Annotated in this window: 15 protein-coding genes; all 15 read right to left on the minus strand. The window is 50.1% G+C overall.

Annotation, left to right across the window (positions count from 1 at the left end):
- Positions 1 to 11: 11 nt before the first annotated feature.
- Complete coding sequence (locus tag DPV68_RS01420) at positions 12 to 1,463, minus strand: MBOAT family O-acyltransferase (protein ID WP_114165065.1); 1,452 nt, start codon at positions 1,461 to 1,463, stop codon at positions 12 to 14.
- A 62-nt stretch (positions 1,464 to 1,525) separates the two neighbouring features.
- Complete coding sequence (locus DPV68_RS01425; RefSeq protein ID WP_114165066.1) at positions 1,526 to 2,932, minus strand: AMP-binding protein; 1,407 nt, start codon at positions 2,930 to 2,932, stop codon at positions 1,526 to 1,528.
- Entirely contained in the window at positions 2,929 to 3,174 is a 246-nt protein-coding gene (locus DPV68_RS01430) for an acyl carrier protein (protein ID WP_114165067.1), read from the minus strand. Before DPV68_RS01430 ends, DPV68_RS01425 begins: the two co-directional genes overlap by 4 nt.
- A gap of 155 nt (positions 3,175 to 3,329) precedes the next feature.
- On the minus strand, positions 3,330 to 4,055 hold the full coding sequence (locus DPV68_RS01435; RefSeq protein WP_114165068.1) for an alpha/beta fold hydrolase: 726 nt from the start codon (positions 4,053 to 4,055) through the stop codon (positions 3,330 to 3,332).
- A 3-nt stretch (positions 4,056 to 4,058) separates the two neighbouring features.
- Positions 4,059 to 5,000, minus strand: coding sequence for a hypothetical protein (locus tag DPV68_RS01440; RefSeq protein ID WP_114165069.1), 942 nt, complete (start codon positions 4,998 to 5,000; stop codon positions 4,059 to 4,061).
- A 194-nt stretch (positions 5,001 to 5,194) separates the two neighbouring features.
- Entirely contained in the window at positions 5,195 to 5,533 is a 339-nt protein-coding gene (locus tag DPV68_RS01445) for a hypothetical protein (RefSeq protein ID WP_114165070.1), read from the minus strand.
- A 158-nt stretch (positions 5,534 to 5,691) separates the two neighbouring features.
- Positions 5,692 to 6,171 (minus strand): 23S rRNA (pseudouridine(1915)-N(3))-methyltransferase RlmH, encoded by a 480-nt coding sequence (gene rlmH, locus DPV68_RS01450; RefSeq protein WP_114165071.1) that lies wholly within the window; start codon positions 6,169 to 6,171, stop codon positions 5,692 to 5,694.
- A gap of 83 nt (positions 6,172 to 6,254) precedes the next feature.
- Complete coding sequence (locus DPV68_RS01455) at positions 6,255 to 6,416, minus strand: CxxH/CxxC protein (RefSeq protein WP_114165072.1); 162 nt, start codon at positions 6,414 to 6,416, stop codon at positions 6,255 to 6,257.
- A gap of 37 nt (positions 6,417 to 6,453) precedes the next feature.
- Complete coding sequence (locus DPV68_RS01460; protein WP_114165073.1) at positions 6,454 to 7,719, minus strand: S1C family serine protease; 1,266 nt, start codon at positions 7,717 to 7,719, stop codon at positions 6,454 to 6,456.
- 51 nt (positions 7,720 to 7,770) lie between these two features.
- Entirely contained in the window at positions 7,771 to 8,562 is a 792-nt protein-coding gene (locus DPV68_RS01465; RefSeq protein ID WP_114165074.1) for an MBL fold metallo-hydrolase, read from the minus strand.
- Between the two features lie 13 nt (positions 8,563 to 8,575).
- Positions 8,576 to 9,400, minus strand: coding sequence for a two-component system regulatory protein YycI (locus tag DPV68_RS01470; protein ID WP_114165075.1), 825 nt, complete (start codon positions 9,398 to 9,400; stop codon positions 8,576 to 8,578).
- Complete coding sequence (gene yycH / locus DPV68_RS01475) at positions 9,387 to 10,772, minus strand: two-component system activity regulator YycH (RefSeq protein ID WP_114165076.1); 1,386 nt, start codon at positions 10,770 to 10,772, stop codon at positions 9,387 to 9,389. Before yycH ends, DPV68_RS01470 begins: the two co-directional genes overlap by 14 nt.
- Positions 10,772 to 12,613 carry a cell wall metabolism sensor histidine kinase WalK gene (gene walK / locus DPV68_RS01480; protein ID WP_114165077.1) on the minus strand — a complete coding sequence of 614 codons (1,842 nt, stop codon included), beginning with the start codon at positions 12,611 to 12,613 and terminating at the stop codon, positions 10,772 to 10,774. Before walK ends, yycH begins: the two co-directional genes overlap by 1 nt.
- A 3-nt stretch (positions 12,614 to 12,616) precedes the next feature.
- The gene (gene yycF, locus DPV68_RS01485; RefSeq protein WP_114165078.1) at positions 12,617 to 13,327 is read right to left on the minus strand and encodes a response regulator YycF; all 711 of its coding nucleotides are present in this window, start codon (positions 13,325 to 13,327) and stop codon (positions 12,617 to 12,619) included.
- Positions 13,328 to 13,447: 120 nt separating this feature from the next.
- A complete protein-coding gene (locus tag DPV68_RS01490; protein WP_114165079.1) occupies positions 13,448 to 14,737 on the minus strand; it encodes an adenylosuccinate synthase in 1,290 nt (429 codons plus the stop codon).
- Positions 14,738 to 14,872 lie beyond the last annotated feature (135 nt).

Here is a 14,872-nt window from a genome sequence, read left to right on the forward strand (position 1 = left end):
ATTCCTTTCACTTAGAACCCACCATAAATGAACCCTTCACTCGACACGCCGAACACCAAGACCGACACAATCACGAACAGTTGAATCGCCACGTTCGTGAAGGCTGAACGTTCGGACAGCCAGTCCCAAGCCGAACCTTTCGCCCGTTCGATATACTGAAACACCTGAACGGTCGTAAAGAAGAAGAGGAACACGAGTAAATCGAGTAACGAGAATAATTCAAGTGCCTGCAGCATGTCGACCGGTGCCCATGACGAAGGTGTCACATACAACCGGGCATGGTGAAACGCTTGGGCGACCGAGTCAGATACGAAAAAGACGCGCGAGAAACAGACCAACTGGAATGTGACCGCAATCTTCAACCATTTATGAAGCTCGGGCGTCCGGTCGAGTCGAACGAAGGACGCCAGCTGTTCCCGCTGATGTTTCGTCGCATCCCCGAACACGCGGTACAGACCGTGAATCAGACCCCATAAGACGAAACTCCAGGCGGCCCCGTGCCAGATGCCGCTCACCAAGAACGTGATGACGATAGCGACATAGATTTGATGTCGTTTCTTTTTCCCTTTGCAGAGCGGGATAAAGATATAATCCCGGAGCCACATCGACAGCGAGATGTGCCATCGGTTCCAAAAGTCGGCGATTGATACCGCGAAATGAGGCTGGCGGAAGTTCTCCGTCAACTTGATGCCAAATAGTCTCGCCGTCCCGATGGCGATATCGCTGCAGGCTGAAAAGTCGGCATACAATTGAAGCGAGAACAACATCGTCCCGAGCACAATCTCGGAGCCGGTCGGGTCTGGCTGACTGAACACGCTCGCGACCATTGGCGCCAACCGGTCGGCGATGAGCGTCTTCTTGAAAAATCCCCAAGCGATCCGCTTCATTCCATAGCTGACATGCTCATAGTCGAACCGTTGTTCCGCCTTGAATTGAGGTAGCAATTTCTTGGCTCGCTCGATCGGTCCCGCCACTAGCTGCGGGAAGAAGGCAAAGTAAATCGAAAAATAGCCGTAATGGCGCTCGGCCTTCAGCTTCCCGCGATATAGATCAACGAGATAACTGATGGCCTGAAACGTATAAAACGAAATCGCCAGCGGCAAGACGACATCTCGATACGGGATGTCGTAGTTCCAACCCATCGATGTCGCCATCGTTCGCAACGAGTCGTTCACGAAGTTAAAGTATTTGAACCAGCCGAGGAACAATACCAGCGTAGAGACGCCGATCACCATGAGGCGTTTCTTCTGTCGCTTCTCGTCTTGTCGTTCAATCAGGAGTCCCGTAACGAACGTGAAGGCTGTGCTCACGAGCAACAACGGGATGAACTGGATACTGAGCGTCGCATAAAACAAATAACTGGCCGCCAGCAACAGGACCCATCTAAACCGATGCGGCACCACATAATATACCGCCACTAAAATGGCGAGAAAGAGTAAAAACTCGAATGAAATAAACGTCATAGCTTCACCTGATTATTCTAAACTTATACGACTTTCCACAAAGGCTTCACTCACTTGCTTGTTCAGGTGGTGACGAGCTCTCGTTTCGGTAATGCGGCATACAGAATCTTTCCGGATTCGTTCCGGGGAATGGCATCGATTTGTAGAATCGTGACCCCTCTTGTATGCATCATGTCCTTGATGACTTGTTTGATGGCGGAACGGTCCTCGTGCAACGTGTACACGTAAAGCTCGTCATCCGTTCCTGTACAGACACACTCATGTCCGTGTGCTCGTAACAGGTCCTCCACTTCATCGAGGCTAATCCGGTTCCCATGCATCTTAATCATCCGCTTGATGCGGCCGACGATAAAGAAATAGCCGTCTTCATCCATATACGCCAAATCACCCGTCTGCAGGACGCCCTCGTTCTCATCTCCGCTCGCGAGATCGGACAACGCCTCGGCATACCCGAGCGACACGTTTGCTCCCTGATACACCAACTCACCGACAACGTTTGGCGCGGTGATGAGCTTGCCCGTTTCCTTGCGCAACGTCAATTCACCGCCTGGGATGGCGATACCGATGCTGCCGGCCTTCTCCCGATTCTTGTCAGGAGGCAAATACGACATGCGTGCCGTCGCTTCCGTTTGACCGTACATCGTGAAAAACTGAATGCCTTTTCGCTCGCAAATGTCAGTAAACGCACTCGCTAAATCCGGATTTAATTTTCCTCCGGCTTGCGTCAGTTTCGTCAAACTCGGCAGCTCCATCGTTCCGAACTTGAGCCGGTGCAGCATCTCGTAGACGAACGGCACACCACCGAACGTCGTCACATGCTGGTCGCAGCATAACTGCCAAAATTCCTTCTGCATGACCGACGCTTCCGTCACCACAATCGTCGCTCCGGACACGAGGTGGCTGTTGATAATCGACAGACCATACGAGTAGTTCATCGGCAACGTCGTGATCGGACGGTCGTCTTCAGTGATAGTTAAGTACGATACGATTGATGCCGCGTTGTGGAACAGGTTGTCGTAGCTGAGCCGTACCAGCTTCGGACTGCCCGTACTGCCGGACGTCGTCAACAGGAGCGCGAGCTCGTCATGCAGTTCATGCTCAATCACATGAGAACATTCAAATAGCGCATAGTCCCCATATTCGTAAGTCGTGTCCATCTCCTGCATTAATTGCTCATGCTCCCGATTCGCCCAAATGTGCGTCGGTCGGTAGCGGTCAATCAAGTTCTGCAGCTGTTCCGAATGAATCGCTGCATCCAATAGGAGCGGCACAATGCGTCCGCGCAGGAACCCGACGTAGCCGAAAATTGACTCTTTCGTGTTGGTACAAAGACAAAAAACGAGCGTTCGATTGCCGACCTCACGCGCAATCGCGTCGGCCGCCTCGATCATCTCTTCGTAGGAATACGTGCGATCCGCGTAGATGGCGGTACGCTCTCCATACTGCTCGATTGTGTCGAAGCGCTTCATTGCCCGAAGTCCACACCCAAGCGCTTCAATAAGTCGATACCGGACTGATACGTGTTGAAATCGGTGATTACATCGGAATCGAGATCGACGTCAAACGCGTCCTCGAGCTCCGCGATTAATGTCATATGGCCAATCGAATCCCACTCTTTCGTGACACCGAGCTTCATTTCTTCGAATGATGTGTCTGGCTCGACATCCAGTCCGTTGATAAAGGCTGTTTTATATAATTCGATATTGTTCATTGGATTAAATTCTCCCATTTCTTATTGATAATGATAATCATTTGCCATGTGATTTTATCACATCGGTTTTTTGACGGCAATACGACATCGGATAATCGGGTTGCTCATTGAGAAAAAACGGCCATCACTGTTCGATGGCCGGTCTCGGTAAATCATTAGAATCGTTCAATTAATCGTTTGATGGCGGCCAAGATGACGTCCGGCTCATCTCGCTGGATGTAATGGGCGCTCGCTTCGGCAAGGACGAATTCGGAATTTGACGAGATTTGCGTGAGTTCTTTCTGCATATCGTTCCATAATCGTTGCGATTCATTGGAGTAGTGGTCCTTCTTGCCGGCCGCGATGACGATGACCGGAATCTGGAATGCCAGTTCCGTCTCTTTTAATTGCTTCATACTTTCCATGAACTCTTCGTAGTTCCCTTCGCGGACGAATTGCTGCTGGTAGGCACGTTGAAAGTCTTGTGACATCGTCGGCAGGAATCGCTCGCGATAGTCCTTCGGAGTGACATCCACTAAAATCAACCCGCTGACGTCTTCTTCATAGGCATCCGCGAACAGCTGCATGTTCACTCCGCCAAAAGAATGGCCGACGAGGAGGTAAGGAGGTTTCGTATTAGTTTCCGTCAGTAGCTGCCTCAGTTCTTGAATCATGTTTCGACTCGTTCTCGGATTCGAGCTGGTTTCACTTTGACCAAGGCCAGCTCGATCATACAAGAAGACGTTAGCCAGCTTCGAAATATCAGCCACCAATGGGCTCCAAGCCGTTGAATCATCACCGTACCCAGCGTCCATGACGACCGTCACGTTTGCGGAATCGTGTTGAACTGATTTGGTGTATAACCTATATTCTGCGAGTTGAATCAATTCCTCTCTATTCATGGTTTAATCTGTTTGAATCACTTCAGCCAATCTTACGACTTGAAGCTCCGTTTTTACTTCATTTATGGATGAAATCGTTTCTTTTGATCGTTCTGCCATTTCCTCAGGAAGATCTTTCAAACGTTCCCTTGAATCCGCAAGTTCTTTTTCAATTCGATCAAATTCATCTTGATCAATTTTACTTTCGTTCTTCCCGTCTTTCCAAAACTGCAATTTCTCGATGGCTTTTCCACTCTGATTTTTGACCTTTTGATAAGCAGAGTTTGCATAGTTTGCTGCCACAATGACGTCTTTAGATGATTCTAGGACTTCCCTCGCTTCAATCGTTGCAGTTCGAACGTCTTCAATTTGATACACGAGTTCAGTATCCAATTCATGCTCCATCTCTAAAAGTAATGCTGGATCATTCTTAATTTGATAGCTCTCATACAATTCACTAATCTGTTCTCGCGTCTTACCCATCTCTTCTTTGACGCTCGATAGGTGCTCCAATCGGAACAAAAAAGCGTCCATTTCATTCAATGTGCTATTGGCAGAACTTAAAGAAGAACTCATTTTACCTAGAATTGGGTTACTTACCACACTGTTGACTCCTGAAATAACAAGCGTCGCTGAATTAATATAGTTTAATCCGTCACGGACAGGAGTCATATTTTGCTTTAACCAATTGACTTGTTTAACGAGCTCATTTAAATCTTTATCATATTCTTTTAAATCGTTGATGATTTGTGGTACTTCTCTTTCGATAGTCGTGACAGATTCTGCTTGCATATTGTCGACACGAGATTGCATCTCCGCTTGAGCAATCGATTCGTTCGTGTTGAAGTGGCTGACAAAGTAACTGACTGCACCTGATACGATTACAGACGAAGCAATGGTGATTGGGATCAAATATTTTTGAAAAAATGATGCTCGTCGTGTCGTTCGTTCTCGTTTCGATTCCATTAAGGAAAACTCCTCTACGCTTAAAGAATGACCTTTTATAAAAACTACCATTTTATGATTATTTTTATCTATATTGTAAATCTGAAACTAAGAATCAACAATCGTTTTTCTATGTTGTCGGAAGGAATGTGTTGAAACTATATTTAGTTGCTCGACTCGCTAAATAAATCAGCTACTAGTCTTTCGTTTCACTACTAAAAAACCCACCTGTGATCTTCTGGTAAACAGTCATCACATAGCAGTTTCCCTTCGAAAGTTACTCCATTACACAACTGTAATAATGGATCACTTTTTTCTCTATCTGTTGTCCAACGTCTACAAGTTGAGCATTGTCCACAATTCATTGAACTTGGGTCCAAAACAACCGTGGATGAACTTTCCCATTCCACATTCACTTCATTCGTACCTATTCTGATTTTTCGATTATGACACAGCTCATTCGCAATTTGATCAATCATCCCAAAATCTTTATGTACTTCTGTTTCGTCTACTTCCACCAAAAAAGACGCATTGATTAAAACTGTTTTTTTCAAAGTTAACTCTCCTTCCAATCATTCAATTCATACGTGTTTTAATCAAAGTAGGTACTTTATTTTCAATATGTTTAGCATTCGGTAGCCGAAAACATTTACCTGCACAAAAGCGTCAAAGACAGTAGCCTGCCTTTGACGCTAAACAAATATATATGTGGTTACTTATGATAGGGCTCATTCCGGTTGATCCGATACGCCCGATAAATCTGCTCACACAAGACGAGCTTCATTAATTGATGCGGGAACGTCATTTTTGAGAAGGAGATCGTATCATCCGAGCGTTTCATGACATCGTCCGACAAACCGAGCGAGCCGCCGATGACGAACGCGATTTTGCTCTTGCCGTACGTTGCGAGTTGATCGAGCTCACGGGCGAACTCTTCGCTCGTCCGCTGTTTGGCGTTGATGGCCAAGGCAATCATATGCATGTCCGGACTGATTTTCGCCAAAATCCGCTCGCCTTCTTTTTGTTTTACTAAAAACATGTCCGCTTCACTCAAATGCTCGGGCGCTTTCTCGTCCGCGACCTCGATTTCCTGCACTTTCGCATAGGCCGACAGGCGTTTTGTGTACTCGGCAATCCCTAGTTTCAAATACTTCTCTTTTAGTTTGCCGACCGTGATAATTGAAATATTCATCCAATTCTTCCTTTTTCCACAATTTTTTTGGAGTTATCCATAGGGTTATCCACAGAGTTATCCACAAATCCACATGTTGATAATCATTTTTTGCTTGACACAACATATGTTGCGTCGGCATCGCAGAACTCACATATCACTTGTCCACTTGTGGATAATTCTTCGAGCAACGGGTATTCCCCCGTCTCATCGACAATGATATCTAACGCGATTTCAACATGTTCCTTGCATACTTTTTTTTCCACAGGTTTTCCTCCTTAAAAAAGAAGCGTCGCCGCTCCTTTACGTTGCTTCAGTTAATGTGGCCTCGGTCTTGCTTGCCTTGCCGCGTCGCGTATATTCGATCGTGACATTATCCCCGACCGATGCGTCTCGGTACAGCGCATCCCGCAAATCGACGTAACGTTTGATGTCGCGGTCACCGATTTTGATGATGACGTCACCGACGCGAAGACCGGCCTCTTCGGCTGGACTACCGGGCGTAATTGCCTCGACGAACACCCCGTCCTCGTTGTCAAAACCAATCCCATACTCTTCCCGGACGTTACCCGGTACGGCGATGACTTCTTGAATCGTGACACCGAGCTGGGCCCGCGTTACTTTCCCATCACGCTCAAGCATGTCGATGACCGGCAACGCGACGTTAACGGGAATCGAGAAGCCGACCCCTTCGACGCTCGCCTCGGCAATTTTCATCGAGTTGATACCGACGAGTTCGCCGCGGATATTGATGAGTGCCCCGCCAGAGTTCCCCGGGTTTATGGCGGCATCGGTCTGGATGACCTCGGCGTTATAATCCATGAGTCCGTCACTGTTCGTATCGACCGGTACAGTGCGTTCGACACCACTGACGATACCACGGGTGACCGAGTTTGAAAAGACACCGAGCGGATTGCCAATCGCCATGACGGTCTCGCCTGCCTGAAGCACGGTTGAGTCCCCGAGCGCAATCGGCGTGACATCGATATTTGCCGGCAATTCGACCGATGCGACGGCCAAATCGTTGAGCGGGTCTTCACCGAGAATCGTCGCCGAAGCGACTTGTCCATCAGAAAACGCTACGTTAATCTCATCCGCTTCTTCGATGACGTGGAAGTTCGTGACGATATATGCCGTGTCGCCGTCGACCTTATAGATGACACCCGAGCCCGCTCCGGCCTCCCACTGCGATTCCGAGGTGAACGCCCGCTGGATGTTCGTAATGCTGACGACGGACGTCTTAGCGCCCGTCACCGCGCTCGTGATGTCGGATTCCGTGACGGTTACGGCTTGTTCCGTCCGAATCAGTTCATTCGTCACAAAACGAGAGGTTGGGGAATCCCAGAGCATCATCGCCAAAAAGAACAAAGCCGCTCCTAAGAATCCGCCAACCCCTCCGAGTAACAACGGTTTTAAATTCACTCGTGGCTTATGGCGCACATGTTCTTCTTGCTTCGGGCGCCACTCGCTGCGAGATGGGTACGTCGGTGTATCATTCATCGTATCTGCTTCGTGCTCTAAAGGTTCGACGTCTTGAGGTTCATACTCATGCTGTCTCTCTTCATTCACGACGCGTCCCCCCTTCAAGACAGTGTGTTATCTGTCTTTTCCCAAGTTCGCTTATAAAGAAACGAGCGAAGTAGGGGTCGATGGGTCGGTATCGCACAATTTGATGCGATCTAAGTCGACATCGCGCGTACCGAGTGTTTGCGAGACGCTCATTTGAGCGAGTTCTTTCATGTTGTTGTCTCTACTCAGGTGAGCCAAATAGATGCGTTTCGTCTGGTCTCCGATGACCTCGCTCATCGCGATGGCCGCGTCTTCGTTCGAGACGTGACCGTAGTCCCCGAGAATGCGACGCTTGACGCTCCACGGGTAACGTCCCATTTGGAGCATCGAGACGTCATGGTTCGATTCGAAAATAAAATCATCGGCCCCGCGGATGACGCCTTTCATCCGATCGGACACATAGCCCGTATCGGTGATGTGGGCGAGGCGTCTGCCGTCATGCGCGAACTGATAAAACATCGGGTCGGCCGCGTCATGGCTGACATTGAACGACTCGATTTCAATATCCCCGAACTGTTTAATCTCCCCTACCTCGAAGTGAAACTTCAAGGCCGGGTCGACTTTCCCAATCAACGATTCCATCGCGTCCCACGTCTTCGCGTTCGCATAAATCGGTACATTGTATTTTCGAGCGAGAATCCCGACACCTTTAATGTGGTCGGAGTGCTCATGCGTGACGAGCAGTGCATCGATACCGTCAAATGATCGTCCAATCTCAGTGATGCGTTGTTGCATCGCCTTCCCGGTCAATCCGGCATCGACGAGCAATTTCGCCCGTTCCGTCTCAATATAGAGGGCGTTCCCGGTCGAACCGCTCGCAAGCACACTATAGCGTAAAGTCACTCGATCACTCCTTTCATTCTTCTGAATCAAATTCGACCCGTTCGACGGTCCCATCGATCGCATTGACGAAGTAAACATCCTCGTCAATCGTGATTGACCAAAGCGGCGGCATGATGATCAAACTGCCGGAACTGTCGAGCGGCAGGCTATAAAAGCCCGTGTTGATGGCTCGCATCTCTTGGTTCGGTTGGAAATACTTCCGGCCTGCGAGTTGTGAGATTGCCTCGCTCGCCGTCAAGACGAGATCGTCTTGCGACTTCGAGGACAAGTTTGTCAAATGACGTTGTTTATAGTCGGTCACTTCGAACGCCTCGTTTAGTTGAAGCAATAGAAGTGATGGACCGATATACTGTTCGGTCTCCCCCTCGATTTCAGGGTTCGAGAAAATTTTATTGTTCTCATACGTCTGCACGAAAGCGACTTGACGCGTTTCTTCGTCATACCGCCAGTACACGTACTCGGAACCGAACGGGACGTATTCAGAGACGAACGTCGAAGCGGTCGTCCGTAAATCGTCTTTATCGAGCACTACGGGCTGTTTGAGTTCGACTTCGAGTTGCATATTGTCAAGCGTCGTCGCCAATTGAGATTCTCGATTCTTTGTAATCATCGAGGCCGACATCTGTTCAGACGATCCCGTCAAATATCCGATATCCCGGCCCATCCGCGGCAACTTTGATGCATCAACGTTACGCTGGTCCAAGATTTGTGCGATTGACGTATTGTCATTCGTCACGACCTCCGTCGCCCACGTTTCCGTCAAGAGCTGGAACAGTAAGTAGATGTTCAGCGCGAGGAAGGCGAAGAGAAGGATCGTTTTCGCTTTACTCCAATCCACGATACATCATCCTTTCTGTCCAGTCATCGGGTTGATCGTATGGAATCCATCTTCCGGCTTCCCGAACGAACCAATTCGGAGAGAACGTCACGTAACGGCTCGTGTCTTCGTTATATTCAATCTCATAACCGAGTCGAATCTCGGTCACATTTTCAAACCGTCCGGTGTTGACGAGTGTATCAATCACATCTTGTCCGTCTGCGAGCTGGGTCGTCCCGACTGAGATCAACCGATCGATTTCGAGATGGTGCCGCGTGATTGATCGGACTTGCGTCCCGTCATTCTCGACGCGCAACGTGGATAAGTCGACGGCATCATTGTTAATAAACGCTTCCCGTTGGCTGAACACCGGGTAACCCTTCACGTGAAACCGGAAGACGGTCGTTTCAAAACCTTTATTGGCCGGAGTAATCGCATCGAAGCGAAGCGACAACCCTTGATTCTCTGACGTCTCATCAAGCCAACCGCCATGGAAGTTGACGAACTCGACAATTGTGTCAAGGCCGATGACCGAACCTTCTTCCGAACTATTGCGTGATAAGTTACGGTAACGGCTCGCGTTCAGGTTCGCATCATATTCGGCGACACTAATCCCATTCGTAAGCGCGCCGACGGAACTGGCCGGATCGACTTCTTGCACGTTCGGGTCTCCCGGGAAAAACGTATCGCGCATCCAATCGAGGCGTGCCGAAATTTGAATCTGCGACACGTCATAGGCGAACAGTTCGTTCATCTCCGGCCCGACGACAGGGATATAGTTGACGCGCTCATCTGCATACGTGATTCGACGCATCGATTGGTCTGAATCTTTCAAGAATAGGCTGTTGACATCTACTTGTCCAACTTTCGACAAGCGCCCTTCCCAGAGCGACTGGTCGCTCATGATAGTACGGACGCGCCATATATCATCATCCATGAAGATGAGAACCCGTTGCGGCACTTTCCCGGACAGGCTGTATGAACCCGGGAGCATATAGCTGAGCGTGTCCGCATAATAGGCTTCTGGTAAAATCAATTCGACGGCTTGGTCGACACCCGCATACAAACTCGGAACGTTCTTGGCGACGAGCGGTTTAAATTCACTCGCTTCAAACGATTCCCGGATGACGCGCATAATCTGTTTCGGTGTGTTCTTCGTAGCAAAGACGGCATTGTTCTCGTGAACGACCGTTTGAGCCGGTACGATGATTTGGCGTGGCTGTCGCTGAAGCGACTCATCCACCGTCGCGACTTGTGTCTCTGACTGGACCGATTGATACTTCGGATGGTAATCCCACAGGATGACCGTTTGAACGATGGACGTGACGATCAAGGTGAGCAAGACGAGCGATTTCACTAGTTCTGGCTTCGCCAAGAGGCGTGGTCGTTCCATCAGTCATTCACCTCCACGATCGTGTCGAACGGGATGGTGAAGTAAATCGTCGTCCCGCGTCCAAATTCACTCTCGGCCCAGATGTCGCCACCGTGAGCCGAGACGACTTCTTTGGCAATCGACAGGCCGAGTCCGGTCCCGCCGATATTGCGGGCCCGGGCTTTGTCGACCCGATAGAACCGTTCAAAGATTTTTTTCAAGTTCGATTTCGGGATACCGACTCCTTCATCCTTAATGCCGATGACGAGCCGCTTGGCACGGAGCATCGTCCGGAACGTAATCGTCCCGCCTTCCGGCGAGAACTTGACGGCGTTCGTGATGATGTTATCGATTACCTGAGTCATCTTGTCTTGATCGGCGTGGACGTATACCCGGCGCTTCATGAGCTTACGGCGGAACTGAATCGTCTCGCCTTTCGTCATCTCATGTCGCTCGATGATATCGTTGAAGAACTGGATAAAATCGAACTTCACTTTTTGCATCGTATACTCTTTGCTGTCCATCTTCGACAGTTGCAACAAATCGTTGACGAGACGAATCATCCGCTCCGTCTCGTTTTGTGTCGTCTCGAGGAAACGCGGGGCGAGCTCGTCATCCTTATACGCGCCTTCTGCGAGCACCTCGAGGTAACTCCGCATCGTCGTGAGCGGCGTCCGCAGCTCGTGGCTGACGTTCGCGACGAACTCACGGCGGTCTTGCTCGACTTGTTCTTGCTCGGTCACGTCGTGCAAAACGACGATCAGACCGGTGATCGGTCCGCTATGCTTTTGGATCGGCGAGAAGTAGGCGCGGACGAGGAACAGTTCTTCGTCCGTACTGAGGTCGATCAGTTTCGGCGGCATCGTCCCGTCTTCAGGGATGACGATCTCGTCATCGAATTCGAGCAGGTTCTGCAAGTTCGCTCCCATCGCCTCTTCTTCGGCGAGCCCGATCATGTCGCGGGCCTGGTCATTCATCAAAATGATCCGGAGCGAGCGGTCCGTCGCGACGACCCCGTCCGACATGTTCTCGAGGACACTCGTCAAGCGGCGTCGCTCGGCTTCTGTCGTCGCGTTGGCTTCCATCAGTTCATCGGTCAATTCGTTGAAGGCGTAGGCAAGTTGGCCTACCTCGTCGTCAGAATAGACTTTGACTTTTCGCGAGAAGTTCCCTTTTCGCATCTCGACGGCTTGACGACGCATATCCGCAATCGGTCGCGTGATCGTCCGTGACAGTAAAATTCCAAGAATCGATGTGATGATGAGGGCGATGAGCGTCCCGGTCGCGAGAATCCGGGTCACTTGTTCCATCTGGTTATAAATGGACTGCATCGACGCCTCGATGTAGATCATACCGGTCGTCGTCCCATCGACTTCGGATTTCACCGGGACGGCGACGACACGCATCCGCTCGTTGGAATCTTCATAGACGAGCGTCTCTTGCGCCCCACTTGTCGCAAATGATTTTTGAATGAACGAGTTCGCCGTTCGTTGTCCGACGAGACTCTGGTTGTTCGGGTTCGACGTCGCCCGCACGACACTGTTCGTGTCGATGATTTGGACTTCGCGAATGTCGTCAGCTAGCGTCGTGCTCTCCGTAAATTCAGACAGCAGTTGATCCAGTACCTGGTTCAACTGCTGGTCTGAAGTCGAGTCACCGCCGTTCGATGCGATCCCTTCACTGACGTTATAGCTCAGAAGGTTGGCGCGATCGACGAGCGACTGCGAGAAGTTGTTGATGTATTGTCGTTCGAGGGAGCGTACGAAGTACACTCCGATGACTTGCATCGCAACAAGAATGAGCAGCGCATAGATGACGACGAGCTTCCACTGGATAGATTTAAAGAAGTTCGTCCGTTTCATCGTTTAGTCTTCTTCTCCTGCTTTTAAATAGTAACCGACACCACGGCGCGTGATGATATACGTCGGCGTCGATGGGTTGTCTTCAACTTTCTCGCGCAGACGACGGACCGTCACGTCGACCGTACGGACGTCGCCGAAGTAGTCATAGCCCCATACGGTCTGGAGCAAATGCTCGCGCGTCATCACTTGCCCGATGTTTTGGGCGAGGTAATGGATGAGCTCGAACTCGCGGTGTGTCAGTTCGATTTTCTCTTCCCGTTTCGTGACCATGTATGAATCCGGATGAATCGTCAAGTCACCGATTACGATATCATTGACGTTGGCACCTTTCGTCTCTGGGGCCGGAGCTGTTGCGTGACGGCGCATGTTCGCCTTGACGCGGGCCAAGAGCTCGCGTGAACTGAACGGCTTCGTGACGTAATCGTCAGCACCGAGCTCGAGTCCGAGCACTTTATCGATCTCAGAGTCTTTTGCCGTCAACATGATGATCGGCATGTCGTACTTCTTACGGACTTCACGGCACACTTCCATGCCGTCTTTGAGCGGGAGCATGATGTCGAGCAGAATCAAATCTGGTTTGACTTCTTCGACTTTCACGAGCGCCTCTTCCCCGTCATAGGCGACGTGGACTTGGTATCCTTCTTTTTCAAGCTTAAACTTCAATATATCGGCGATTGGTTGTTCGTCATCTACCACTAAAATCGTACGATCCATTCAGTGAGTCCTCCTCTTATCGTTAAACGTACATGTCTACATTGTAACTCTTTTTCTATAGGTTAGAAAGCGTGGTCCATTTCCGTGGAAATGAAAAGAGAGCCACGAGGGCTCTCTGTCTTATGCTTCGTAAATGTCACGCAAGATGACCGTCTGTTCACGGGCCGGTCCGACCGAGAACGTCAACAATTCGATGCCTGTCAACGCTTCGATGCGCTTGACATAATTCTGAGCGTTCACCGGCAAGTCTTCGAACTGACGGATGCCTGTGATATCTTCTGTCCAGCCTGGGAGCTCTTCGAACACCGGCTTGCACTGTTCAAGCATGCGGAAGTTCGGCGGGTACTCGTCGAGGAGCTTGCCTTCGAACTCGTAGGCTGTACAAATCTTGAGCGTCTCAAGACCTGTCAACACGTCAATCGAATTGAGGCAAAGGTCTGTGATGCCGCTGACGCGGCGTGAGTGGCGGACGACGACCGAGTCGAACCAACCGACGCGACGCGGACGTCCCGTCGTCGTACCGTACTCTTTTCCGACTTCACGGATCGTGTGACCGATCTCATCATCAAGCTGGGTCGGGAACGGGCCGTCTCCGACACGTGACGTATACGCCTTACAGACGCCTACGACGTGATGGATCTTCGATGGACCGATCCCGGCACCGCTCGATACGCCGCCTGAGGCCGCGTTCGATGATGTGACGAACGGGTACGTTCCGTGGTCGATGTCTAGCAACACACCTTGTGCGCCTTCGAAGAGCACTTTCTGTTCTTCGTCGAGCGCGTTGTTCAACACGACCGATGTATCACACACGTACTTGGCGAACTGTTGGCCGTACGCATAGTATTCTTCAAAGATATCATCGAATTCGATCGCATCGACTTCGTACATCTTCACGAACATGCGGTTTTTTATCGCGAGCACCGTCTTGAGCTTCTCGGCGAACACTTCTTTGTCGAGCAGGTCAGCGATGCGAATCCCGATGCGCGCCGCTTTGTCCATGTAGCAAGGACCGATCCCTTTGAGTGTCGTCCCGACTTTCGCGTCACCTTTCGCGTCCTCTTCGAGCTTGTCTTGCAACTGGTGATACGGCAAGATGACGTGGGCTCGGTTCGAGATGCGGAGGTTATCCGTGCTCACACCGCGCTCGTGCAAGTAAGCGAGCTCCGTGACGAGCGATTTCGGATTGACGACCATCCCGTTCCCGATGACACATGTTTTGTCCGAGTAGAAGATCCCCGATGGAATCAAGTGAAGTTTATACTTCGTATCGTTGAAGACGATCGTATGACCAGCGTTGTCTCCCCCTTGATAACGCGCGACGACCTCGGCCTGCTTCGATAAGAAGTCCGTGATTTTCCCTTTACCTTCATCGCCCCACTGCGTTCCCACTACGACTACTGATGACATAATGAATCCTCCTTGTAGATAAACGTTCTATTCAAACCATCCGTAAGTGTACACTTGCTTTTGTAGAAAGTCAACCTAATACCGAACGATATTATCAAGTTGTAACCTTTCGTTCGTTATTGACATATCATTTCT

The organism is Exiguobacterium sp. TNDT2 (assembly GCF_003331145.1).
Classification (GTDB): domain Bacteria; phylum Bacillota; class Bacilli; order Exiguobacteriales; family Exiguobacteriaceae; genus Exiguobacterium.

What these genes read in the sequence shown, in the direction of transcription:
- DPV68_RS01420 (WP_114165065.1), bottom strand. Translation starts at nt 1,463, where the DNA reads ATGACGTTTATTTCATTCGAGTTTTTACTCTTTCTCGCCATTTTAGTG.
- DPV68_RS01425 (WP_114165066.1), bottom strand. Translation starts at nt 2,932, where the DNA reads ATGAAGCGCTTCGACACAATCGAGCAGTATGGAGAGCGTACCGCCATC.
- DPV68_RS01430 (WP_114165067.1), bottom strand. Translation starts at nt 3,174, where the DNA reads ATGAACAATATCGAATTATATAAAACAGCCTTTATCAACGGACTGGAT.
- DPV68_RS01435 (WP_114165068.1), bottom strand. Translation starts at nt 4,055, where the DNA reads ATGAATAGAGAGGAATTGATTCAACTCGCAGAATATAGGTTATACACC.
- DPV68_RS01440 (WP_114165069.1), bottom strand. Translation starts at nt 5,000, where the DNA reads ATGGAATCGAAACGAGAACGAACGACACGACGAGCATCATTTTTTCAA.
- rlmH (WP_114165071.1), bottom strand. Translation starts at nt 6,171, where the DNA reads ATGAATATTTCAATTATCACGGTCGGCAAACTAAAAGAGAAGTATTTG.
- yycH (WP_114165076.1), bottom strand. Translation starts at nt 10,772, where the DNA reads ATGGAACGACCACGCCTCTTGGCGAAGCCAGAACTAGTGAAATCGCTC.
- walK (WP_114165077.1), bottom strand. Translation starts at nt 12,613, where the DNA reads ATGAAACGGACGAACTTCTTTAAATCTATCCAGTGGAAGCTCGTCGTC.
- yycF (WP_114165078.1), bottom strand. Translation starts at nt 13,327, where the DNA reads ATGGATCGTACGATTTTAGTGGTAGATGACGAACAACCAATCGCCGAT.
- DPV68_RS01490 (WP_114165079.1), bottom strand. Translation starts at nt 14,737, where the DNA reads ATGTCATCAGTAGTCGTAGTGGGAACGCAGTGGGGCGATGAAGGTAAA.